The following is a 20,834-nucleotide window of genomic DNA, read 5'->3' as shown; positions in this document are numbered from 1 at the left end:
AATATAAAACTTAAGAATATGTCAGAGCAAAAAGGAAGCATGGCTCCGGGGCAACAAAATTATCCATCCGAAAATGAGCCTCAGGGAAATCCACATGCATTATCTGGAGACGAGATCAGGGAGGGTGCTAATGAAGAAGATCAGCTTGATGAGCTGAAAGAGAATTCGACCAATGTTGACGACAATAAAAAGTCAGGCGCTGCTCCAACGGCTTATCAGAATGAGCGCAAAATTACTGATGATCAATAAAAAGGTAGTTAAAAAAGGTACCACAATACTCTCAACTTTCATATGGCGCATAGGAAAGCGTTTAACCAGTACGCTCTTGCGCTGTACCACTATACTGGCTTAACAACGCTGGTCACAAGATCATAATATACCATACCTTTCAGGATGCTTAAGTGAGTTTCCATAGGATGTGGTATATTTATTTTTAACCTTACTTGTTGCTTGCAATTTAATACTTGGCTTCCAATCTAACCATACATCCAGGTTTTTATCTAAATAAATCAACTTTACTGCGGTCTCCTTTAAATAATCGTCTGTTGGTTGGAATTGATCGATCTGGTCAATTACGTACAGTAAGTTTACCTACTAGTTTTTAACGCGCCTTATTCAATACGATGATGAAAAATCAAATTATAGCTTTAAGGAATAAAACCGATTGGTTAATTAATGGTTAAATAAGTGTTTTAATAATAAACTTAATAATAAAACTAAGCCTACAATTTAGCCAAGTATGAAGATAGGAAAAGAGCTACAAAAGATACTTGATAAAACATACGCACCACTAAGTACCATTGAGCGTAGTATGGGCAGGTATGATCTTCGATTTGACACTGACCAGATAGGACGGCCTATACTACTTTTTGCTGGCAAGGCAAATGCACAAGGTCGTATTGTTGGAGAGCGTTTTACCCGGCGCATAGTGACTAATGAAGTTGGCAACGTGATCAAAGATCACTGGGATAATCAAGGCAAAATTTCTTAGCGTTATAAATATGGATGTATTAGAAATATTAGGTTTGGTTGCCGGAATTTGTACATCAACTGCCAGCCTGCCTCAAATTATCAGCACTATAAAAACTAAAAAGGCGGCTGAGGTTTCGCCGTTTATGTTTATTGTATTGCTTGCAGGTAATGTATTGTGGACTTGGTATGGGCTTCAAAAAAACGACTTACCCATCATTGCAACCAATGTACTTGCAGTAATACTCGATTTGGTTATGCTTTACTTGCGTTTCCGCTATCGTAAAAATAAATAACCACACACACACACACAAATTTATATGCGCATAGGATATCAAGCTTCTCACGAGCAATTTTCTCCCGGTAGTTTGCTAAGGCTGGCCAAGTTGGCAGAAGAGGCCGGCTTTAATTTTATCAATTCATCTGATCATTTTAAGCCATGGAACGAAAATCAGGGACATAGCGGTTTTTCTTTTGCCTGGCTTGGCGCGGCTATGCAAAGTACATCGCTACCCTACAGTATGGTATGCGCTCCTGGTCAGCGTTATCATCCTGCTATTGTAGCTCAGGCTATTGCAACTCTTACGGAGATGTTTCCTGGTAGGCTTGAAGTAGCTTTAGGAAGCGGCGAGGCTATTAATGAACAAGTAACTGGCGACACTTGGCCGGCTAAACCTGAGCGTAATCAACGATTGCTGGAGTGCGCGCAAATTATCAAACGATTGTTACGTGGAGAGACTATAAATCATGATGGAGTGGTAAAAGTACGCGATGCCCGCCTCTACACGCTACCTAAGGTACAGCCGCCATTATACTGTGCCGCACTTTCGCCCGAAACAGCGGCATGGGCCGGGCGATGGGCTGATGGTTTGCTCACAGCACACCAGCCTATAGAGCATTTAAACAAGGTTATAAGCGCGTTTAGAAATAATGGTGGAAAAGCGAAGCCTATAATATTAAAAGTTCAATTGTCTTATGCTTCTACCGAGCAACAGGCACTTACAGGGGCATGTGAACAGTGGAGTACCAATATATTTGACAGCCATGTATTAAGTGATACGCGCACACCCGCAGATTTTGAACAACTGGCGTTAAACGTACAGCCACAGGATATGTATGAGCATGTTCATATCTCTTCCAGCAAAGAAGAGTTCGTCAAAATCATACGCTGTTATAGTGAACTTGATGTTAGTGATTTGGTTCTACATAACGTAAACCTCGGTCAGGAGCGTTTTATTGAAGATTTTGGCAAATATGTTATACCTGAGGTGAAGGAGTGTTTTAAACTTGAAAACCTCAGTAATGCTAAACATTAATGAGTTAACAGTAATATAATTAGAATATGGAACTTGAACGGTTTATAAAAGTACAGGAACAAGACTATGAAACCGCTTTGTCAGAAATTAAGCAGGGACGAAAGCGAAGCCATTGGATGTGGTATATTTTCCCGCAACTAAAAGGGTTGGGCAGTAGTGAACTAGCAAACTATTATGGCCTTAAAAACCTGGAAGAAGCAAAAGACTATTTAAAGCACCCTGTGCTTGGGATACGTTTAATTGAAATAAGTAAGGCTCTACTCGCCCTACCTTCAAATGACGCTAATAATGTAATGGGCAGCCCTGATGATATGAAACTACGCTCATCAATGACTTTATTTGCGTTGGTTCCTAATGGTGATCAGGTATTCCAGAACGTTCTGAATAAATTTTATTCAGGTGCAAAAGATGAGTTAACAATTGAAAAGCTATCAGCAATACAAGCCTGATTTAATTTACGATGGCGAGATATTAATTATTAGTTAAAACTTATTTTTAATTCACGGGTTCTTATAACATATTTGCTTTTGCTTCATAGCACCTGATGCGTCTTTCAGGCCACCACCATACTTGCTGATCGTCAGAAATAAAAACACTAATGTTTTATAATTAACGCAAAAAGTATGTTTTACCACGACCGTAAGCTACAGTACGAAGTACGCGTAGAAAAACCAAATCCGGCATTTGCCAAACTACTTCAACAGGCTATTGGCGGCATTGAAGGAGAAATCAGAGTTTGTTTGCAATACCTGTTTCAAGCCTGGGGAGCCAGAGGCCCTAACAAGTACCGTGATATGCTATTGGATACCGGCACTGAGGAAATTTCGCACATTGAAATGTTGAGCACCGCCGTTGCGCTTAATCTTGAGGGCGCTACCAATGAATTGAAAGATAAAGTTGTAGGCGAAAACCCCATAGTTGGAAGTATTTTAGGCGGAATGGATCCAAGGCATGTACTGTCATCAGGCCTGGCTGCTATGGCTGTTGATAGTAACGGCGTGCCGTTTAATGGCTCATGGGTAGTTGGCAGCGGAAACATTGCAGCCGATATGTACGCTAACGTAATGGCCGAATCAACCGGCCGGGTTTTAGCTACCCGCCTTTGGGAGTTAACCGATGATGCTGGTATGAAAGATATGCTTGCATTTTTGATAGCCCGTGATACCATGCATCAAAACCAGTGGCTTGCTGTAATTGAAGATTTAGGAGGCGTGAAAGAAAATTTGCCTATTCCTAATACATTTCCCATGAGCGATCAGATCAGGCAGTTTGAATACCAGTTTGTATCAACCAATATCGAAAAACCAGCACCGCCAGATGCACGCTGGACAAGCGGACCATCAATTGATGGCAAAGGCGAGTTTAGCTTTGTGCACGCTCGCCCGTACGGCCAAGAGCCGGTTTTAGGACCGCCCGATGTAAAAGGTTATGCCCAAAGCCAGCAAATGGTTGACGGCAACGATAAAGGTATGCTTGAAAACATTAAGGATACCATTCTTCCGTAGGTTTATGTTTTATTGGTTGGGCGCCGGTTCTGCTTACCGGCGCCCTTGTTATTTTTCCTATGAAAACTTTTGTTCCTATAAACTTTCATGCAGTGCTCGATTATGTGGGCGGCATATTGATAACCGCATCACCATGGGTATTTGGTTTTTACCGCATTGGAGGCGCTGCACTATTTTTGCCTTTACTGCTTGGATCAATGCAGCTGCTCATGACCGTTTTTACCAATCATCAGGGGGGTATAATCAAAGTATTCCCGCTGCAACTACATTTGTTTTTAGATATGGTTGTTGGCTTTATACTTATTGTATCGCCGTTCTTGTACAAGTTTTATGTAGACGTTTACCTACCACACTTACTCTTAGGATTGCTTTCTTTTGGTGCTGCCTTATTTACCAGGCGCAGCCCCTTTGTTGATCAGTTTGAACTACTTGATGCACGAGGGTTGTGAAGCATTATTGATAAGTCGTGAATAATAAAAATCAGTTTTCTTACCCGCATTGGCATATTGTTAATGGCATGCAGTACAACTACATCTCTATCCGGCTCATGGCGCAAGTCTAAAATTCATGGCATATATTAACAGCCATAACGAGCAATATTCCACTCAAACAGCAAGTGGAAAGAGGTTTGCAAATTCAAAAGGTGTATGGCATCACGGTAACTAAAGTGTCGTCGTATTTCTGCCAAATACTAGTAACCAAAGCGGTCAGCAACGTAGATTAGTTCTCAACTAAATACAGCAAAGCGGAGCCGATGGTATAGTAATTATTGCCCCATGCACTAACTGATGGTCATCAGCAATCAACATATGAATCATACAATTACATTCAATTTTACTCCTTAAGTTTTAAATATGGTCATATTTAATGGCTAAATTTTGCCGATTTGCTACGTCAAGCAATTCACTTCAAATGTTAAAGCTTAACCAACATTACTTTTAACCGCTATAGAAATTTTATGCAACTGTGTTATTCAACACTTATGCCTAAGCGTATACATCTCTGTCAGTTGCATCAACTTTTAAGCTTGCATCAAGTATAAGTCCTTTAGCAAAATACAAACGCAATTATGCGGTTGATACATTAAGTTGACCTTGTTATAGGGGAGCCTTACATGCCTAATAAATTGTGCTGATTTATAAAGAAGATAAATGGAGTTTTCGAACTGCTTTGAGAACAGGATGTTTATACAAAACTCAAACCGCGGGGGTTTATGAGTAATAATCAAATGTCGGTTTAAAGATTATACTCATTAAAAAAGCCCTGTAAATTCAGCATTTACAGGGCTTTAAAGTTTTGCGGAGAGTTAGGGATTCGAACCCCAGGACCTGTTACAGTCAACAGTTTTCAAGACTGCCGCAATCGACCACTCTGCCAACTCTCCGGGGACAAAAGTACAAATCCGGACCGAATTGACAAATTGAAAATGCAATATTTTCATGTTTTCGAGCGTTTTGTTTGTAACCCATTTATTATCAATTCAATAATTTATTGTAAATGCCTGTTTCGCGGCCCCCGAAATGTGTTTTGACGGGGTTTTACTATCTTAATGCTCCGTTTAGAGAGGTCAACAGAGGCATTTAATTCAAAACCAATTAAAATTATTAGCGAATTTATGTACAACCATATCATCATTACGATAAGTGTTCCTATAGAACCGTAGACTTTGTTGTAGGATGAAAAGTTGTTAATATAGTAAGAAAAGCCAATTGAGGTTAATACGGCTAGCCCAGTAGCTAATATTGAGCCCGGACTAAAAAACCTCCACCGGCGTTTATGGGCGGGGCCATATTTATACAGGATAGATACTACTGTAAAAAATACCATCACTACAATAAACCAGCTACTTAATGAAAGCAACCACCGCCATAGATGCCAGCTCTTGAAAAAGTGTGATTTAAGGAAGCCAATTAAGGCTTGACCGGCTATAAGTACAGCTATAGCAAATACCAGCGAGAAACTGATGAGTATGGTTAGGTAAACTGATACAAGCCTACGCCTTAAAATGCTACGGGTTTCATGTATTAAAGATGATTTATTGAATGACTGCATTAGCTTATAAACGCCGTTTGATGCAAAGTACAAAGCCGACACAAAGCCAACAGAAAGCAATTTGCCGTTTTGGTTTTTTATAATGTCGGTTAGCGTGCTTTTAAAGGCCTCAAATGCGTTGCTGGGTAAAATAACCTCAATAAGGGCAAATAAGGTCTCCTGGAAGTGATTAATAGGCACAAAGGGAATAAGCGTAAATAAAAAGATGGTTGCAGGGAAGAATGCCAGCATAAAGCTGTAAGCCAAAGAAGACGCTTTATTAACCAGCGAGCTTTTTTGTAATTCGCCAATAAAGAAAACTGCAACAGTATATAGCGGCAGCGGACGAAAGCCGGGCAAAATAACCCCTTTTGTCCACTCTAAAAAAGCCCGGTAAATGCTTGTTTTGAGTAGTAACCTGTGCAGCCAGTCCATTAATCAAATCTACTCAAAAAAAGGTTTGAGTTTGTCTAAAAATTCCTGTTGCGGCAGGCTGGGACGGTTGGTTTTCATGTTAATAAAAGCCAGCAGCGTTTCGCCAATATGAATAAGTTCCTGCTTCTCATTAAATAACTCGTACCTGAAATGGATTTTTACACCGGGCATTTTATCCATAGTAACCTTAATGCTTATTTCTTCGTCATAAAGCGCAGGCTTCAAGTAACGGCACTTCATTTCGAGCACAGGCATCATAATACCGGTTTCTTCCATCCACTTGTAGGTAAGCCCTAAACTGCGGAGCATTTCTACGCGGCCCACCTCAAAAAACTCGGCGTAATTGCCATAGTACATATAGCCCATTTGGTCGGTTTCGCCGTAACGAACCCTCACTTTGGTAGTATAGGTGAACATTAACGCTTTATTCCCCTTTCATCAAGCGCTTTTTGAAAACGGCGGGCGTTAGCTAAATGCTCAGCTACCGTACTGGCAAAGTTGTGGTAGCCTTTAAAATCTTCTTTAGCGCACATATAAATATAATTGTGCTCCTTAGGGCTAAGCACTGCTTTAACAGCATTAACCGATGGCATCATGATAGGGCCGGGAGGTAAACCGGTAACCTTGTAAGTGTTATAAGGTGATGGGGTAGACAGGTACCTGCGCAATACACGCTTTATGGTAAAATCGCCCGTGGCGTAAATAACGGTAGGATCGGCTTCTAATTTTATACCGCGTTTAAGGCGGTTAAGGTAGAGGCCAGCAATCATGGGCATTTCATCATCATGCAAAGCTTCAGCATCAACAATAGAGGCTAATATAGACACCTGGATAGGGGTAAGGTTAAGAGCCGCTGCCTGTTGCTTTCTGGCTGCCGTCCAAAACTTTTCATACTCCTTGCGCATCTTTTCGAAAAACTGACCGGCCGACGTATTCCAATACATTTCGTAAGTATTGGGCATAAACATGGTGTACACATTTTCGGTACTGAAGCCATATTTTTCAACAAACCTGGTTGAATCAAGTAAGCCAAGCAGGGCAACTGAATCGGCCTCAATTTGCTTAGCAATATGCCCTGCAAATTGCTGCTTTAAGCGCCACCCTTTAAACTTAAGTTTAACCGGCTCCTGTGTGCCCGAAGCCAGCATATTAATCAGCTTGCGGTTGCTAGTGCCTTCTGTTAGTTTGTAGCGTCCGGGTTTAACACGGTCTACATAATGCATGTTATGTGCAGCCCACAAAAAGGTAGTGGTGTCTTTAACGATGCCTTGCTCGCGTATAGTTTCATAAACTTCGTTAAAACCGGCTCCCGTACGTATGTAAAGGTATTCCTGCTTATCGGTAACGTTGGGGCCAAACCACCGTAAGTAATAAACTAAGCCGGTTATACCAAGTGCAAGCACTACAATGGCTACCAAAGCCACAATGAATTTTTTAAATGTACCGCCCGATGACGGTTTTTGAGTATCCATATATTGTTTCGATATAGATGTTAACTTTTTAAGCGTTGTACAGCGGTAAGTCCGCCGGTTAAATTTCGGGTGTTAGTATAACCGTTTTGCTGCAGAATTGATTGCGCAGTACGGCTCCTAACGCCGGCCTTGCAAACAAGAATTATTTCGTCATCCTCATTCCATTCCAGCTCATCCAACCTGTCCATTAGCGTACCAACAGATATATTGGCACCGCCAATGTTATAAGTGTGGTATTCAATTGGTTCCCTTACATCAAGCACTTTCAAAGCTTCACCAAGTTCCAGCCTCTCCAATAGCTCACTTGCCTTAATATCAGGGTTCTTGCTGTTGTTGTTGAGGTTCTGGCTCATTAGTTGATTTACCTTGAGTAACAGTTAAGTTTACACGTGTACCAATACTTGTTTTGGAAGTAGAATCGGTTTTAGCCGGAAACTGGCTCACTACAATCAGATTGGTTGAATCGGTAATAGTTCCTTCGTAGGTTATATTGCCAATGCTCAATCCTGCACCCCTGATAGCAAAACGTGCTGCATCAAGGTCCTGGTTTAATAAATCAGGTATATCAACCTCATTAGCTCCCGCACCATCTCCTAATACCAAATCAACAATTGAACCTTTAGGTAGCTTTTGCCCGGTTTTTATCACCTGTCCGCCAAAACGTACTTCAAGTATGCGGTCGCGGGCAATATCTGAGCGGTAAGTGGTATCTCCAATTTTTAAACCGTTGTTTGATAATATAGCCACAGCTTCGCGGTAAGTGCTCTGCTCTAAATCGGGCAAATTAACGGGTGGTGCCTGTGTGGTTACCATGGTTAGGTATATGGTACGGTTTTCTTTAACCTTGGTGCCGGCATCAGGGTCTTGTTCAATGATGGTACCCGGCGGCTGATCCTGAACGTAGACTGAATCAATTTTATATTCAAAACCCTGCTCTTCTAATAACTGCGTTGCACGGTCAACAGTAAGTCCTTTAAGCTGGGGTACCGGTATGCCCTCACCGTGGCGTGTGTAAAAGCCCAAACTCAGGTAAGCAATAAACACGACGGCCACCACTGTACCAATAGCACCTAAAATATGAAATCGAAAATCTTTTGTTTTTAAGTAAGTCCAGAATTGCTTCATCTGAGGCTGTGATTGTTTTTGCTTGTAACTGCTCTATCAAACATAACTTAATATATCGGCACTTTATACCTCAAAGCCAAGTTGAGTGGCAATTGGCAAAGGTAGGAAAAAAGATCCCGTGCCCAAATTGTCTTGTTTCATCAGTATTGTAGCGCATTTTTGAGGTGATAACTATAATTTTACGCCACGCAAAAACTCTTCAATTCCCATGCGTTTCTTACCTTCTAACTGTACCTCCGTTACATTGATGTAACCGTTATTGCAGGCAAACTTCAGGAAAGTCTTGTTGTCGGTTTTGAATGTGCCCGGTGTTTCTGAAGTGGTTTCGGTGTTTTTTTGAGCTTTATATATCTTAAAGGTTTTGCCATTCAGCTCGGTAAACGCAGCAGGGTAAGGGCTAAGGCCTCTGATGTGGTTGTAAACAATTTCAGCCGGTTTGTTCCAGTTTATACGGCAATCTTCCTTGAAAATTTTAGGGGCATGCTTAAGCTCAAGTCCTTCAGTGAGTTGCTCCTGCGGTTGTTCGGTATAGCGCCCGCTTTCAATTGCTTTTACGGTTTTAACCAACAAGCCTGCACCCTTAATCATCAGGCGGTCATGATACTCTCCGGCAGTAACATCCTCATCTATGCTTATTTTTTCTACAAACAGTACTGCGCCGGTGTCAATTTCCTGCTTAATAAAAAATGTAGTAGCACCACTTTCTTTTTCGCCGTTTATAATGGCCCAGTTAATAGGTGCCGCACCACGGTATTGCGGCAGTAACGAAGCATGAAGGTTGATGGTGCCTTTTGGCGGCATGTTCCAAACCACCTCGGGTAACATTCTAAAAGCTACAACAACCTGCAAATCGGCTTTTAATGCTCTTAATTCATTCAAAAAGTCAGTATCGCGTAGCTTTTCGGGTTGTAAGACTTTAAGGCCCTGCGCTACCGCAAATTGTTTAACTGCCGATTCCGAAAGCTTTTGTCCGCGGCCGGCAGGTTTATCAGGTGCAGTAACTACAGCCACAATATTGCTTCCGGCTTCAAGTAATGCCTGCAACGATGCAACTGCAAAGTCGGGCGTGCCCATAAATATTATTCTCATAGATGTTTAGTTCACAGGTGACAGTTTGGGTTAATGTACAGTTGATGAATATCAGGCGTATTCATAAACCGTAAACAAAGTTAATTATACAGCAGATATTTTTTTCTTGTTTCCTTAAATCGGCTCAATTTAGGTTCCCAGCTATCACGTATTTGCTTTTCTGTTTGCCCGGCCTCTATTTGCTTTTGCAGCTTATCGGTGCCCGCCAGCTTGGTGAAGTAAGCGTTAAAAAACTTCGCTTTATCCGGAAAGTTTTGATAGAATGAAATGAGCCAGTTCAAATTAAGGCGTTTCTCTTTACGTATAGTATCTGTATTGTAGTTGCGGTAGTCAGTTCCGTAGCATTCCACGTTTTTTTGAGGCGGATTGTCGCTTACGCCGGGTATACTTTTAGGTGTGAACGAAAAGCTGTACTTGCCCTTTAGTGCCGGGTGACCAACAACCTGAAACGGATATGCCGTTCCGCGGCCTAGGCTTAGCGTAGTTCCTTCAAAAAAGCAAATGCCAGGATATAATAAAATTGATTGTGCCGAATTTAAATTAGGCGATGGGTTTACAGGAAGCGCATAAGGCATGGAATGGTTGTAATTAGCTACCTTTATTAGCTTGAGCTTACACTTAGCTTTCCCTTTAAGCCATCCTTCGCCATTAATCATTTGGGCGTACTCGGCAATGGTCATGCCGTGTACCACAGGTATGGGGTGCATACCCACAAACGAGCGGAATGCAGTATCAAGCACCGGGCCATCAACATAAAATCCGTTTGGGTTGGGCCTGTCCAATACCATGAGCTCAATGTTGTTTTGGGCACAGGCCTCCATTATGTAATGAAGGGTTGATATGTAGGTGTAAAACCTTGCACCAACATCCTGAATGTCAAATATCATCAAATCAATGCCTTTCAAGTCGGCGGGTGTTGGTTTGGTTTTGCTGCCGTACAGAGAAATAACCGGAATGCCTGTTTTTGCATCCACCGCATTGTTAACTTTTGCGCCATCGCTTGCATCGCCACGAAAACCATGCTCGGGTCCAAATATTTTTTTTATGCTGATGCCTCGTTTCAAGAGGCTGTCAACCAAGGTGGTTTTGTTGTTGCCGATGATAGAAGTTGGGTTAACCACCATACCAACCTTACGGTTTTTAAGGTAGCCAATGTATGCGGCAGTTTGGTCGGCGCCGGTAATTATTTCGTTTTGAGCAGCCTGAGGCAACCTTTGTTGTTTGGTTTGGACGCTTTTGGTTTTTTGCGTTACAAGTACCGGCGCCTTGGCCGTGCCACATGATGTTGCCATGTTAAGCAGCAAACAGCCAATACTAAAGCAAATATGTTTTATCATGTGAAAAATGTATGAGGTATGATGTAATGCAGCTGCCAATTACGGCACTAAATCTGCATATTTGCGAAAGTACAAAAAAACTGTTTGCCTTGAATTTTTCATCCTTTATTGCTTCGCGGCTTACGTTTCACAGCAAGCGCACCTTTTCAAAACTCATTGTGCGTATTGCCATAGTTGGTATTATGTTGGGTTTGGGCGTAATGATTCTGTCGATAGCCATTGTTAAAGGGTTTAAACGCGAAATTCAGGAAAAGGTGCGCGGTTTTGCGGGCGATATTCAGGTAACGAAGTTTGATAATAACTTTTCCTATGAAAATTCGCCGTTTATGATTGACACGGCCTTTGTGCGTAAAGTTAAAGCCAGTTCACTTGTAAAGGGTATTGTGCCATATGCCACGAAACCGGCTATTATAAAAGCTAACGGCGAAATTGAAGGCGTTGTACTCAAAGGAGTTGATAAGAGCTACGACTGGAGCACTTTTAAAAATGCTATGGTGAGTGGCAAAATCATCAACTTTAAAGATTCGGCAGCAGCGCAAAACCAGGTAATGCTGTCAAGCCGTATTGCATCACGCCTTAAGCTTAAGGTAGGAGATGATTTGCTGATGTATTTTATACAGGAGCCTATGCGCAAGCGAAAGCTTGATATTGTTGGCATTTACAGCGTAGGAGTGGAAGACGTTGATAAAACGTTTGTAATTGGCAATATGGCGGTTATACAACGGTTAAACGGATGGACACCACGCGAGGCCGGAGGCTTTGAGGTGCAGGTAAAGAACTTTGATGATCTTGCACTGGCTAATGCTGAGCTTAATGATGTTTTGCCTACCTACCTGCGTTCATACACCATTGACGAAACTTATCCGGCCATTTTTGAGTGGCTTAGCCTTCTGGATGTTAATACGCAGGTGATGTTGATATTAATGGTTATTGTAGCTACTATTAACATGATTTCGGCCCTGCTTATTATGATATTGGAACGCACCGCAATGATAGGCATGTTCAAAGCTCTGGGAGCTACCAACTGGAGCATACAAGCAGTGTTTTTATACAATGCAGCCTACCTTGTAGGAGTGGGCTTATTACTTGGTAACTTATTTGGTTGCGGTATAAGCTGGTTTCAACAGCAAACGCATTTTTTTAAGCTCGATCAGGCATCCTATTACATGAACTTTGTACCTATTGAGCTAAAACTGGCCGATGTGGTTTGGTTAAACATCGGCACATTGTTCGTTTGCCTTTTAGTGCTGCTGTTACCGTCAATGCTGGTTAGCCGCATTCAACCGGTTAAGGCTATACGTTTTAAATAAGCTGCTTATTTTTTTGATCCCTGAAATTTAAACTGAAGATTAACCCCGCCAGAACCAAATCGTATTTGCTGCGAGCCTAAGCCACCCAGCGGATACTTAAAGAACGGTTCAATAACCAGGCGGTTGTGCCTGCTTAGCTGGTAACCCATTCCCATTGATAAATTAAGCGTACGTGCAAAATTAAAGCCGGTAAAGCTTCTGCTTGAGGTAGCATCGGGTATGGATGATGTATTTGAAGTGGCAATACCATCCCTAATGTTGCTATCAAACTTATATCTGAAGTTTTCGCTTATGAAAGTGCCCGAGCTTAAACCGGCAGATATATAAGCATCTGACCTTTGCGGGTTAAACTCATACTTGATATTTACGGGTACGTCAAGGCCGGTAAGGCTTATGTTATAAGCCGAAATTGTTGGACTTGCTGCAACCCTTAGTGGCGTAAATCCTAACTGGTTAAGATTGGATATAGGAATAACTTCAACTTTGGCAAAGTCGCTCGCATAGGCGGCGTCTGATTGCAAACTTGCCGACACAGGCTGATTTTCGTAGCTCAGCGTATTGCGGCCAATAGCAACCCCTGTCGAGAGTTTAAAGTTTTTGCTAAGGCGTATATCGGTACTGAAACCAGCTCCTGCGTTTACCTGGCTTTTACTGCCCTCGGCATAATTAAAATAAGTGGCTGCGTAAACGCCATACATTACTTTCTTATCAACGTTTGCCTTTTCGCTTGGTTCTTTGCCTTTAATAAGTGCGTCTTCCTTTTTTTGTTCGTTAGCTAAGAATGCAGCCATGCGCGACTGGCCCGCCTCAACAGCTGCCGAATCCTTTTTAACTGCAATAATACTTTTGTGTTGATCTGTTGCTACAGGCTTTTGCTGAGCAATCATTGCCGGGCTGTTGATTTGAGTACTATCAGCACCATAGCTTGCTCCACCTTTATTTTGCATCAAAACACTGCCTGAATTTGCCGCCAATTTTGATTGGCTAATAACACTGCCGGCAATGTTATTTTCTACAGGCAAAGCTTGAGTATTGGTAACAACATTGGTATTCACAGCATCAGCAGAAAACGCGTTATTACCTACAATGCTATGGTTTGTAACTGAAGGCTCATTTATTGATGGCTGCTTTTGTTTGTCGTTGGTGGCTGCTAAATTATTTGACGCTGCCATTTCAGCTGATACCGCTTCCTGAGAATCATGATTTGGTGCAACAGGTTTTTGGGGGTTAATTGTGGTTTTAACCACAGACTGCCCTGCATTTTCAGTTGTTTTGCCGGGCTGCTGATATAGCCAAATGGCAAACATGCTCAAAATTAATAACATGGCAGCAGTAGCCATCCACCATAAAGGTATTATGCGTTTTGGTTTATTCTCCGGAAACTTTTGGCGCAGCATTGCCCATCCCTCATTTGAAGGAGCGGTGTCTTCGTAATTTTCAAACACCTCGCTTATGCGCTTTCTTAACTCATTATCCAACTGTTCACTCATGAGTATGTGCCTCCGTGGTTAATGCCTTTCTTAATTTTTCTTTAGCCCGGCTTAAATAAACTCTAGATGAACTTGAGGGTATGCTGAGCATATCTGCAATCTCATCATGGTTGTATCCATCAATCTCATACATGTTAAATATGGTGCGCTGTATAGCTGGCAAATCGTCCATTAATTTTAAAATATCTTTTGCGTTAAGCTGTGATACGGCTGTATGGTTATGGCCAATATGGTGTGCGTTTTCCATATCGGTGTGTAATTGATATTTAAGATCCTTACGGCGGCGGTCAATCGCCGTGTTAATTATAATCCGGCGCAGCCATGCCTTAAATGAGCGCTCGGCATTAAAGGTTTCAATAGTTCCAAAAACCTTTATAAAGGCATCATTTACCACCTCCAAACTATCGTCACGACTAGCGCAATAACGCAGGCCTACACCCATAGCATAGCCATAGAACTGCTTATACAGCTGTTCCTGGTGTTTTAGTGAGCCTGATTTACAGCGCTGGATAAGTTCCTGTTCGGCGCTGCTGGGGTTATCGTGCATTCAAAAAATACCGTAGGTGTTTTTTACTTTATCAATAAGCTTTACTGCTTTTTTAGTGCATATACATATTTTACAGTATCAGCATAGTCTGACGCAGAGAAACTGAAATTCGTGCCATCAAACTGATAGGCAAACTGGCCGTGCAAGTGGTATGGGGGCAGGTTAAGGTTTGCCGCTGTAGTTATGGTGTTATCATACCACACTATAAACTGACGGTTATACTCAAATGCACCGTTGCTTGCGGCGTGCCTTTCATCTGTATTGATTGCCTCATACTTATTGCCGGTTAATTTCAACTGTATGTTTAGCTTTACAGTGTCGCGTTTATTGTTTAACACGTTACGATGAATTTTGGTAAACTGTCCAGCAAAGTTTCCCTGTGGTTGTATAACAGGTGTACTATCTGGCTCGGGGCCCTTTAAACAACTACTCAAACCCATCGTTGCACTTAATAAAACATAAACTAAATGCTTCCTCATATCAATAAAACAATTACGTATACCCTTACGTGCGTAGGGTTAAAAACGTAACAGCAGCATTGAAATAAATTACATTTTTTTGGCCTCGTTCCAGTAAACATCCATTTCGGCTAAGGTCATATCTTGTAATTGCTTGCCGTTCTCCTGTGCTTTTTTTTCAAGGTGCTGGAAGCGTTTGATGAATTTGCGGTTAGTTTTTTCAAGAGCATCCTCAGGGTTAATGTTAATGAAGCGTGCGTAGTTGATGAGGGAAAACATGAGGTCGCCAAATTCACTTTCGGCCCTATCCTTGTCAATCATGGTGTCATCTTCGGCATTAAATTCATCTCTGAATTCCTGCATCTCTTCTTCAACCTTTTCCCAAACCTGGCTTTTGTTTTCCCAATCGAAGCCGATGCCGCGCGCTTTTTCCTGAATGCGCGATGCCTTAACCAGTGCAGGCAATGAGGCAGGTACGCCACCTAAGACCGATTTGTTGCCTTCCTTCAACTTGATTTTTTCCCAATTGCGTTTAACGTCGGCTTCATCATTAACCTCGGTATCACTGTAAATGTGCGGGTGGCGGGTAATCAGTTTATCGCAAATACCATTCAACACATCGGTAATGGTAAAGGCATTGGATTCAGACGCTATGCGGGCATAAAAGACCAGGTGTAACATCACGTCGCCCAATTCCTTCCTGATCTCGTTTAAGTCGTTACTTAAAATAGCATCCGATAGTTCGTACGTTTCCTCAATGGTAAGATGGCGCAAGCTTTCGAGCGTTTGCTTCTTATCCCACGGGCAATTTTCACGCAGGTCGTCCATTATTTTAAGTAAACGTGTAAATGCCGTATCAGGAGCCTGGGCCGCAGCCGGAGGAGTTAAAGCCATAGTTTATTTTTTTAACAAAAGTAAACAATGCCTGCTTAAGCTAAAAACTATGGTTTACAGGCCTAAAAATCGAAATTATAACAGCGGTTTGGTAGCGCGCAGCATTTCTCGTTTGCCCGGAGCACCGGGTGCTTTTTCAACCATAAGCCCTAATGATTTAAGCATGCGTTTAAGGTTACCGGTAATGGCATAAGTCACAAATACGCCTCCGGGAGCCAGGAACTTAACGGTATGACCTATAGCAGTTTCGTTCCACATGTGTGGTTGATGGATAGCTGCAAAAGCGTCGAAATAAATTACATCAAACAGCTTATTGGCTTCAAAGTGGAGCAGCTCAGTATGGGCAACCTCTACCTCAACAAAGTCATTAATTGCAACTCGCTGTTGTAAGGCCCGTGGGTAATTATCTTGAAATGCAGACCATATTAAAGGCTCTACATATTCATTATAACCGGTTTGAGTAATTAAATCATAGCTAAGAGGAAACGCCTCAATGCCGGTGTAGTGAAGATTTAGCTTTTGGGTTGTACAATAATCAGCAGTGAGCAAAAAATTAAGCCCGGTACCAAAACCTACTTCCAGTATAGATACCTCGTTAGATGGCTTGTTATTAAGGAAATGCTTTAACCCTGCGTTTAAGAACACATGCTTGCTTTCCTGTAAAGCCCCATGCTTGGAATGATAATTTTCACCTACCTCGGCGTTATAAATACTCCGTGAGCCGTCGGCCGTTGTAACGATGGATAGGTTCATTATTTAAATTCCGTTATTGCTTCGCCTAAATCATATACCGGTACGTTGCTTATTTGTGCTGCAATGATACTGCGTGCCGCCGCCGACCGGTAACCTGCTGCGCAATGCACTACAATAGGTTTGTTTGTTGGTATTTCGGTTATGCGTTTACGCAATTCGGGCAACGGTATGGTTAAAGCCCCTTCAAATATTAGTCCGGCGTTTATTTCATTCCAGTTGCGTGTTTCAACAATGGTATAGTTTTCAGAGTTAGCCTTAAGATCATTTAGGTCAAGTTCGGCCGAATGATTAACCGCTTGTTCAGGATTTATCAAAGCTCCCTTAATCTGCAACTCGTATCCAATTTTGGCGGCTCTGCTAATGGCTAATTCCAATTTATCTTTGTCAGCAGCTATTAAATAGAACGCTTCTTTAGGTTCAACAATAGCTCCAAGCCAAGTTTCGAATTTGCCTTGCAGTTGTATGTTGATGGCATTACGCAAGTGCCCATTATTGAACTCAGTCTTTGGTCGGGTATCAACAACCAAAATGTTTTCGTCCAAAATAGCATTGGCAGCTAAACGTTCAATAGCTTGTATTGATTGCTGGTAAGCAGGAGCGCCTGTTTTATTAAGCTCAACATCATATCCAAAATAGGTTGGTGCAAAAGGCTGATCAGATGTTAACTCTTTGACAAACTTTAATTCGTCCATTAACTGCAAAGCATAGTTTTCGCGCAGTTCGCGCCCAATGGTGCTGTGAAGGTCTGGACTAAGGTTTTTACCGCATAATGAGCCGGGGCCATGGGCAGGGTAAACGGCCACACTTTCGGGTAAGGTCATTAGTTTTTGGCGGGTGCTTTGATACATCTGGCGCGCCAGGTCCTCTTTTTTTGCGGTAATGTTACCGGCTTCCTCACGTAAATCGGGGCGGCCCACATCGCCAACAAAAAGAGTATCGCCACTAAAAAGAGTGGTGGTTTGGCCGTTTTCATCTTCTACTAATACACAAATAGAATCGGGTGAATGGCCGGGAGTATTAAGCGCTTTTAATTTGATATCAGCCAGTTCAATTTCATCACCTTCATCAAAGGTTTGATGCGGATAAGCAGCCCCAAGTAAACGGCTTACATATATGGTGGCACCGGTTTGCTCATGTATCTCCACGTGAGAACTTACAAAGTCGGCATGGGGGTGAGTCTCAATTATGCCTGTTATTTCGGCTTCATGCAATGTTGCAAAATCATAATAAGGTTGCGGGTTGCGGGCAGGGTCAATAACAAAAAGTTTTCCCGCGCGCAATACTGCGTATGATGCATGGGCAAGGTCGGTATCGTAAAACTGGTGTATTAGCATGAGTGCGGCAAAGATAAGGTTTTGCCCAAAGCAGGCAAACGCGTGCTTGTCAGCCAACTGCCATCATGCATTACGCTTTGCGGCATTTATACAAACACAAAAGAGCCAAAGGCGTTTATGTGTTGTTACAACAGTAGCTAAACAGCTACAATAAGTATCAATAAAGATGATGAAATATATTATTGCTGCTGCCTGTATTGCTTCGGTTTTATTTACCTCGTGCGGCCAGCAGATGAAAATGGTACAAACTGCAAAAACTGACTCACTGGCCGTAGAGGCTGTTTGGAAACAATATGTAAGGGGTTTAAGTAGCAAAAATGCTAAGGTGCTCAAAAAGTTGTCATTAAAGCAGGTGTATTGCCAGCCATGCGCTATACAGGCTGGTACAGGTGATTTGGTAACAGCCGATGCATTCATTCAAAGCATGTTTACTACCTTACCTAAAACGCAACTATGGCAGGCGGTAAAAACATCGAGGCACTTAATTGTAACCGAGCAAATTAAGAACTACAAACCGCTAAACCTTAATGTTACTACTGATGCTTTGCTTGTACATGATGTGTGGTTTGTTACCCGCCAGCCCGATAAAGTAAAAGGATTTGAAAGCCAGCGTTACGCTTTTCAATTTGTGAAGGATGCCGGGCAGTATAAGTTTTTTGGTTTAACCGCCGTAAACTAAATACAAGCCTAGCTGCGTTCAAAATTTTCCATTTTATAAAATTGAGCAAAAGTTAAACTAATATTGCGCCCCTTAGTTGAGTAGTATATGGCATCAGGTTTTTTTGCAGTTTTAGATGATATAGCCGCCTTAATGGACGATGTAGCGGTGACAACCAAACTTGCGGCGCGTAAAACCGCCGGCATTTTAGGTGATGACCTGGCCGTTAATGCCGAAAAAGCCACCGGGTTTCTCTCATCAAGAGAACTGCCGGTGTTATGGGCCATTACCAAAGGCTCCTTTATAAACAAGCTTATAATTGTACCAATAGCGTTGCTCTTAAGCGCATTTTATCCTCCGGCTATAAAGGTGATTTTATTAATGGGTGGCTTATACCTGGCTTATGAAGGGGTTGAAAAAATTATAGAATTTTTGTTTCACCGCGAAAAGATGGGGCATGAGGTGGTTAAGGAAGTGCAGGAAGAGGGTAACGATGCCGAGAAAACCAAAATAAAATCTGCTGTGGCTACCGATTTCATTCTTTCAATAGAAATTGTGATTATAGCGTTGGGCAGTGTGGCTAATGAGCCTTTGTTAACGCAAATTCTTACCGTGTCAGCAGTGGCTATATTAGCTACTGTTGGAGTTTATGGCATAGTAGCCTTAATTGTGCGTATGGATGATGCTGGCTTTAACCTCATTAAACGTTCAGACGATAAAGGTTTCTTTGCGGCATTAGGGCAATTTTTAGTAAAGGCATTACCTGTAATTATTAAAATATTGGGTGTGGTAGGTACCATTGCTCTTATTTTAGTAGCGGGAGGTATTTTTGTGCATAATATTGAATACCTGCATCACCTTTTAACAGGTATACCAGCTTTAGTATCAGAGTTTGCTGCCGGAATAGTCTTCGGGTTAATTGCCATTCCTATTTTTGCCGGTGGCAAGAAGTTGTTTTCGTTGATTAAAGGCAGGCAACTTACATAATAGCACCGCTATTGCCCTGAAAGTGGGCAACCTTTATTTCAAACATTTTGGCAATGTTTTGCGCACGTTGTTTCGCTTCGTCGGCTTTGTTGCCGGTAAAGTGTTCATCAATAGTTGCATTGAATATAGCTTTCCATCGTTCAAAGTGCTGGTGTTCAACCGGCAATGTGGCATGTGGCGGAAACGGTCTGCCATTGTACGTATGTTCATCCAGCAACAGCGTTTGCCAAAACTTATACATCTTTTCAAGATGCTCCGGCCAGCGGTTTTCTACCCGCGCATTAAACACCGGCCCAAGCAACTCATCATTGCGTACGCGGTTATAAAACCCGTCAACAAGAACTTTAATGTCTTGCAAGTTTAAAATCTCCCGCTTACTACCCATATTACAAAGCTATAGCTTAAACGGCTCAACTGCGTCATCAAACTCAAAACATTAATCAATTTTTTCTGCTTAATTATCTATTACTCAAACAAGTTGTTGTATTAATAGTTTAAAAGTTTAACTACAAAAACAAACACCATGAATAACACAACTGAAAACTCACGTCGCAGCTTCTTAGCGCAATCATTTAAAAGTGCCATGATGATTGGTGCCGGAGCAACCTTTGCCGGTAGCTTATTACAATCATCTGCTGTGTTTGCGCAGACCGGAGCTGCGGCATTGCAATCAAAAATTGCAATGCTTGGTACAGCATCTTTACAAACCAGCCAACTGGCTTTAACCAAGGCATCAAACGCACAGGTTAAAATGTTTGCCAAATTTGAGGCTGCCGAGCAGGAAACAATGGGTAAAATACTGAAAGACATGAAAACCACCGTGCCTGCACCAACCCCCGAAGTGAAAGCAATGCTTACCAAATTGCAAAGCTTAAGCGGTGCTGCGTTTGACAAGGCATTTATGCAGGGCCAGGTTGAAACCCATCAAAAACTTCACGCTGCTGTTTCGGCTTTGAATGCGGCAAGTTCAGATTTGCATGTTAAACACGTAACCAGCCTTGCGTTGGCTACTATAACTGAACATACCGAAAGAGGCAAAATGCTGCTGAACCAGCTAGGTTAACATTATTTACCAGATATTTTTACAAACGCCCCGAGAAAATTGGGGCGTTTTGCTTTTAAAG

Annotated in this window: 25 protein-coding genes and 1 tRNA gene; 11 read left to right on the top strand and 15 right to left on the bottom strand. The window is 42.0% G+C overall.

The features are described 5' to 3' along the window. Positions 1 to 18 precede the first annotated feature (18 nt). The 7 genes from GO816_RS17680 (at position 19) to GO816_RS17650 (ending at position 4,239) form a co-directional block, all read left to right on the top strand. Positions 19 to 249, top strand: a complete 231-nt coding sequence (locus GO816_RS17680) for a hypothetical protein (RefSeq protein WP_157543287.1) — start codon at positions 19 to 21, stop codon at positions 247 to 249. A gap of 490 nt (positions 250 to 739) precedes the next feature. Then, positions 740 to 991, top strand: coding sequence for a hypothetical protein (locus GO816_RS17675; protein ID WP_157543286.1), 252 nt, complete (start codon positions 740 to 742; stop codon positions 989 to 991). 10 nt (positions 992 to 1,001) lie between these two features. Then, entirely contained in the window at positions 1,002 to 1,265 is a 264-nt protein-coding gene (locus GO816_RS17670; RefSeq protein ID WP_157543285.1) for a SemiSWEET family sugar transporter, read from the top strand. Positions 1,266 to 1,289: 24 nt separating this feature from the next. Next, complete coding sequence (locus GO816_RS17665; RefSeq protein ID WP_157543284.1) at positions 1,290 to 2,285, top strand: TIGR03885 family FMN-dependent LLM class oxidoreductase; 996 nt, start codon at positions 1,290 to 1,292, stop codon at positions 2,283 to 2,285. Between the two features lie 26 nt (positions 2,286 to 2,311). Continuing rightward, complete coding sequence (locus tag GO816_RS17660) at positions 2,312 to 2,734, top strand: DUF1810 domain-containing protein (protein WP_157543283.1); 423 nt, start codon at positions 2,312 to 2,314, stop codon at positions 2,732 to 2,734. Between the two features lie 174 nt (positions 2,735 to 2,908). Beyond that, positions 2,909 to 3,790 (top strand): manganese catalase family protein, encoded by an 882-nt coding sequence (locus GO816_RS17655; RefSeq protein WP_157543282.1) that lies wholly within the window; start codon positions 2,909 to 2,911, stop codon positions 3,788 to 3,790. A gap of 59 nt (positions 3,791 to 3,849) precedes the next feature. Then, positions 3,850 to 4,239 carry an SPW repeat domain-containing protein gene (locus tag GO816_RS17650; RefSeq protein WP_157543281.1) on the top strand — a complete coding sequence of 130 codons (390 nt, stop codon included), beginning with the start codon at positions 3,850 to 3,852 and terminating at the stop codon, positions 4,237 to 4,239. Positions 4,240 to 5,089: 850 nt separating this feature from the next. On the opposite strand, the gene GO816_RS17645 is transcribed toward GO816_RS17650, so the two are convergent. The 8 genes from GO816_RS17645 to GO816_RS17610 all read right to left on the bottom strand — a co-directional run bounded on the left by GO816_RS17645 (position 5,090) and on the right by GO816_RS17610 (position 11,279). Beyond that, positions 5,090 to 5,174, bottom strand: a tRNA-Ser gene (locus GO816_RS17645). Positions 5,175 to 5,278: 104 nt separating this feature from the next. Then, complete coding sequence (locus tag GO816_RS17640; protein WP_157543280.1) at positions 5,279 to 6,256, bottom strand: YihY/virulence factor BrkB family protein; 978 nt, start codon at positions 6,254 to 6,256, stop codon at positions 5,279 to 5,281. Between the two features lie 9 nt (positions 6,257 to 6,265). Then, entirely contained in the window at positions 6,266 to 6,673 is a 408-nt protein-coding gene (locus tag GO816_RS17635) for an acyl-CoA thioesterase (RefSeq protein WP_157543279.1), read from the bottom strand. Then, positions 6,673 to 7,728 carry an endolytic transglycosylase MltG gene (gene mltG / locus GO816_RS17630; protein WP_157543278.1) on the bottom strand — a complete coding sequence of 352 codons (1,056 nt, stop codon included), beginning with the start codon at positions 7,726 to 7,728 and terminating at the stop codon, positions 6,673 to 6,675. Before mltG ends, GO816_RS17635 begins: the two co-directional genes overlap by 1 nt. Positions 7,729 to 7,748: 20 nt before the next feature. Next, on the bottom strand, positions 7,749 to 8,081 hold the full coding sequence (locus GO816_RS17625) for a rhodanese-like domain-containing protein (RefSeq protein ID WP_157543277.1): 333 nt from the start codon (positions 8,079 to 8,081) through the stop codon (positions 7,749 to 7,751). After that, a complete protein-coding gene (locus GO816_RS17620; RefSeq protein WP_157543276.1) occupies positions 8,044 to 8,853 on the bottom strand; it encodes a PASTA domain-containing protein in 810 nt (269 codons plus the stop codon). Before GO816_RS17620 ends, GO816_RS17625 begins: the two co-directional genes overlap by 38 nt. Positions 8,854 to 9,024: 171 nt before the next feature. Further along, the gene (fmt, locus tag GO816_RS17615) at positions 9,025 to 9,942 is read right to left on the bottom strand and encodes a methionyl-tRNA formyltransferase (RefSeq protein WP_198171564.1); all 918 of its coding nucleotides are present in this window, start codon (positions 9,940 to 9,942) and stop codon (positions 9,025 to 9,027) included. Between the two features lie 80 nt (positions 9,943 to 10,022). Further along, positions 10,023 to 11,279, bottom strand: coding sequence for an exo-beta-N-acetylmuramidase NamZ family protein (locus GO816_RS17610; protein ID WP_157543275.1), 1,257 nt, complete (start codon positions 11,277 to 11,279; stop codon positions 10,023 to 10,025). A gap of 89 nt (positions 11,280 to 11,368) precedes the next feature. Here GO816_RS17610 and GO816_RS17605 point away from each other — a divergent pair, with 89 nt between their 5' ends. Then, positions 11,369 to 12,589, top strand: a complete 1,221-nt coding sequence (locus tag GO816_RS17605) for an ABC transporter permease (RefSeq protein WP_157543274.1) — start codon at positions 11,369 to 11,371, stop codon at positions 12,587 to 12,589. 5 nt (positions 12,590 to 12,594) lie between these two features. Here GO816_RS17605 and GO816_RS17600 read toward each other — a convergent pair whose 3' ends face one another. From GO816_RS17600 to GO816_RS17575, 6 genes are all read right to left on the bottom strand, one after another. Next, complete coding sequence (locus tag GO816_RS17600; protein WP_157543273.1) at positions 12,595 to 14,079, bottom strand: outer membrane beta-barrel protein; 1,485 nt, start codon at positions 14,077 to 14,079, stop codon at positions 12,595 to 12,597. Beyond that, positions 14,072 to 14,626, bottom strand: a complete 555-nt coding sequence (locus tag GO816_RS17595) for an RNA polymerase sigma factor (protein WP_157543272.1) — start codon at positions 14,624 to 14,626, stop codon at positions 14,072 to 14,074. Before GO816_RS17595 ends, GO816_RS17600 begins: the two co-directional genes overlap by 8 nt. A 41-nt stretch (positions 14,627 to 14,667) precedes the next feature. Further along, entirely contained in the window at positions 14,668 to 15,105 is a 438-nt protein-coding gene (locus GO816_RS17590; RefSeq protein ID WP_157543271.1) for a hypothetical protein, read from the bottom strand. Positions 15,106 to 15,174: 69 nt separating this feature from the next. After that, positions 15,175 to 15,978 (bottom strand): nucleoside triphosphate pyrophosphohydrolase, encoded by an 804-nt coding sequence (mazG, locus tag GO816_RS17585; RefSeq protein ID WP_157543270.1) that lies wholly within the window; start codon positions 15,976 to 15,978, stop codon positions 15,175 to 15,177. 75 nt (positions 15,979 to 16,053) lie between these two features. Then, positions 16,054 to 16,731 carry a tRNA (5-methylaminomethyl-2-thiouridine)(34)-methyltransferase MnmD gene (gene mnmD / locus GO816_RS17580; RefSeq protein WP_157543269.1) on the bottom strand — a complete coding sequence of 226 codons (678 nt, stop codon included), beginning with the start codon at positions 16,729 to 16,731 and terminating at the stop codon, positions 16,054 to 16,056. After that, entirely contained in the window at positions 16,731 to 18,065 is a 1,335-nt protein-coding gene (locus GO816_RS17575) for a rhodanese-like domain-containing protein (RefSeq protein ID WP_157543268.1), read from the bottom strand. Before GO816_RS17575 ends, mnmD begins: the two co-directional genes overlap by 1 nt. A 166-nt stretch (positions 18,066 to 18,231) precedes the next feature. Here GO816_RS17575 and GO816_RS17570 point away from each other — a divergent pair, with 166 nt between their 5' ends. Both GO816_RS17570 and GO816_RS17565 read left to right on the top strand, forming a co-directional pair. After that, positions 18,232 to 18,744 carry a hypothetical protein gene (locus tag GO816_RS17570; RefSeq protein ID WP_157543267.1) on the top strand — a complete coding sequence of 171 codons (513 nt, stop codon included), beginning with the start codon at positions 18,232 to 18,234 and terminating at the stop codon, positions 18,742 to 18,744. Between the two features lie 87 nt (positions 18,745 to 18,831). Beyond that, a complete protein-coding gene (locus tag GO816_RS17565; RefSeq protein WP_157543266.1) occupies positions 18,832 to 19,710 on the top strand; it encodes a DUF808 domain-containing protein in 879 nt (292 codons plus the stop codon). Here GO816_RS17565 and GO816_RS17560 read toward each other — a convergent pair. Next, positions 19,703 to 20,095 carry a group III truncated hemoglobin gene (locus GO816_RS17560; RefSeq protein WP_157543265.1) on the bottom strand — a complete coding sequence of 131 codons (393 nt, stop codon included), beginning with the start codon at positions 20,093 to 20,095 and terminating at the stop codon, positions 19,703 to 19,705. The two genes, GO816_RS17565 and GO816_RS17560, sit on opposite strands and share 8 nt — an antisense overlap. A gap of 138 nt (positions 20,096 to 20,233) precedes the next feature. On the opposite strand from GO816_RS17560, the gene GO816_RS17555 reads away from it, so the two are divergent. Beyond that, on the top strand, positions 20,234 to 20,773 hold the full coding sequence (locus GO816_RS17555; RefSeq protein ID WP_157543264.1) for a DUF4142 domain-containing protein: 540 nt from the start codon (positions 20,234 to 20,236) through the stop codon (positions 20,771 to 20,773). Positions 20,774 to 20,834: the final 61 nt, after the last annotated feature.

This window comes from Mucilaginibacter aquatilis (assembly GCF_009755275.1).
Classification (GTDB): Bacteria; Bacteroidota; Bacteroidia; order Sphingobacteriales; family Sphingobacteriaceae; genus Mucilaginibacter; species Mucilaginibacter aquatilis.
This window is presented reverse-complemented; position numbering and strand designations above follow the sequence as displayed.

What these genes read in the sequence shown, in the direction of transcription:
- GO816_RS17680 (WP_157543287.1), top strand. Translation starts at nt 19, where the DNA reads ATGTCAGAGCAAAAAGGAAGCATGGCTCCGGGGCAACAAAATTATCCA.
- GO816_RS17675 (WP_157543286.1), top strand. Translation starts at nt 740, where the DNA reads ATGAAGATAGGAAAAGAGCTACAAAAGATACTTGATAAAACATACGCA.
- GO816_RS17670 (WP_157543285.1), top strand. Translation starts at nt 1,002, where the DNA reads ATGGATGTATTAGAAATATTAGGTTTGGTTGCCGGAATTTGTACATCA.
- GO816_RS17665 (WP_157543284.1), top strand. Translation starts at nt 1,290, where the DNA reads ATGCGCATAGGATATCAAGCTTCTCACGAGCAATTTTCTCCCGGTAGT.
- GO816_RS17660 (WP_157543283.1), top strand. Translation starts at nt 2,312, where the DNA reads ATGGAACTTGAACGGTTTATAAAAGTACAGGAACAAGACTATGAAACC.
- GO816_RS17655 (WP_157543282.1), top strand. Translation starts at nt 2,909, where the DNA reads ATGTTTTACCACGACCGTAAGCTACAGTACGAAGTACGCGTAGAAAAA.
- GO816_RS17650 (WP_157543281.1), top strand. Translation starts at nt 3,850, where the DNA reads ATGAAAACTTTTGTTCCTATAAACTTTCATGCAGTGCTCGATTATGTG.
- GO816_RS17640 (WP_157543280.1), bottom strand. Translation starts at nt 6,256, where the DNA reads ATGGACTGGCTGCACAGGTTACTACTCAAAACAAGCATTTACCGGGCT.
- GO816_RS17635 (WP_157543279.1), bottom strand. Translation starts at nt 6,673, where the DNA reads ATGTTCACCTATACTACCAAAGTGAGGGTTCGTTACGGCGAAACCGAC.
- mltG (WP_157543278.1), bottom strand. Translation starts at nt 7,728, where the DNA reads ATGGATACTCAAAAACCGTCATCGGGCGGTACATTTAAAAAATTCATT.
- GO816_RS17625 (WP_157543277.1), bottom strand. Translation starts at nt 8,081, where the DNA reads ATGAGCCAGAACCTCAACAACAACAGCAAGAACCCTGATATTAAGGCA.
- GO816_RS17620 (WP_157543276.1), bottom strand. Translation starts at nt 8,853, where the DNA reads ATGAAGCAATTCTGGACTTACTTAAAAACAAAAGATTTTCGATTTCAT.
- fmt (WP_198171564.1), bottom strand. Translation starts at nt 9,942, where the DNA reads ATGAGAATAATATTTATGGGCACGCCCGACTTTGCAGTTGCATCGTTG.
- GO816_RS17610 (WP_157543275.1), bottom strand. Translation starts at nt 11,279, where the DNA reads ATGATAAAACATATTTGCTTTAGTATTGGCTGTTTGCTGCTTAACATG.
- GO816_RS17600 (WP_157543273.1), bottom strand. Translation starts at nt 14,079, where the DNA reads ATGAGTGAACAGTTGGATAATGAGTTAAGAAAGCGCATAAGCGAGGTG.
- GO816_RS17595 (WP_157543272.1), bottom strand. Translation starts at nt 14,626, where the DNA reads ATGCACGATAACCCCAGCAGCGCCGAACAGGAACTTATCCAGCGCTGT.
- GO816_RS17590 (WP_157543271.1), bottom strand. Translation starts at nt 15,105, where the DNA reads ATGAGGAAGCATTTAGTTTATGTTTTATTAAGTGCAACGATGGGTTTG.
- mazG (WP_157543270.1), bottom strand. Translation starts at nt 15,978, where the DNA reads ATGGCTTTAACTCCTCCGGCTGCGGCCCAGGCTCCTGATACGGCATTT.
- mnmD (WP_157543269.1), bottom strand. Translation starts at nt 16,731, where the DNA reads ATGAACCTATCCATCGTTACAACGGCCGACGGCTCACGGAGTATTTAT.
- GO816_RS17575 (WP_157543268.1), bottom strand. Translation starts at nt 18,065, where the DNA reads ATGCTAATACACCAGTTTTACGATACCGACCTTGCCCATGCATCATAC.
- GO816_RS17570 (WP_157543267.1), top strand. Translation starts at nt 18,232, where the DNA reads ATGATGAAATATATTATTGCTGCTGCCTGTATTGCTTCGGTTTTATTT.
- GO816_RS17565 (WP_157543266.1), top strand. Translation starts at nt 18,832, where the DNA reads ATGGCATCAGGTTTTTTTGCAGTTTTAGATGATATAGCCGCCTTAATG.
- GO816_RS17560 (WP_157543265.1), bottom strand. Translation starts at nt 20,095, where the DNA reads ATGGGTAGTAAGCGGGAGATTTTAAACTTGCAAGACATTAAAGTTCTT.
- GO816_RS17555 (WP_157543264.1), top strand. Translation starts at nt 20,234, where the DNA reads ATGAATAACACAACTGAAAACTCACGTCGCAGCTTCTTAGCGCAATCA.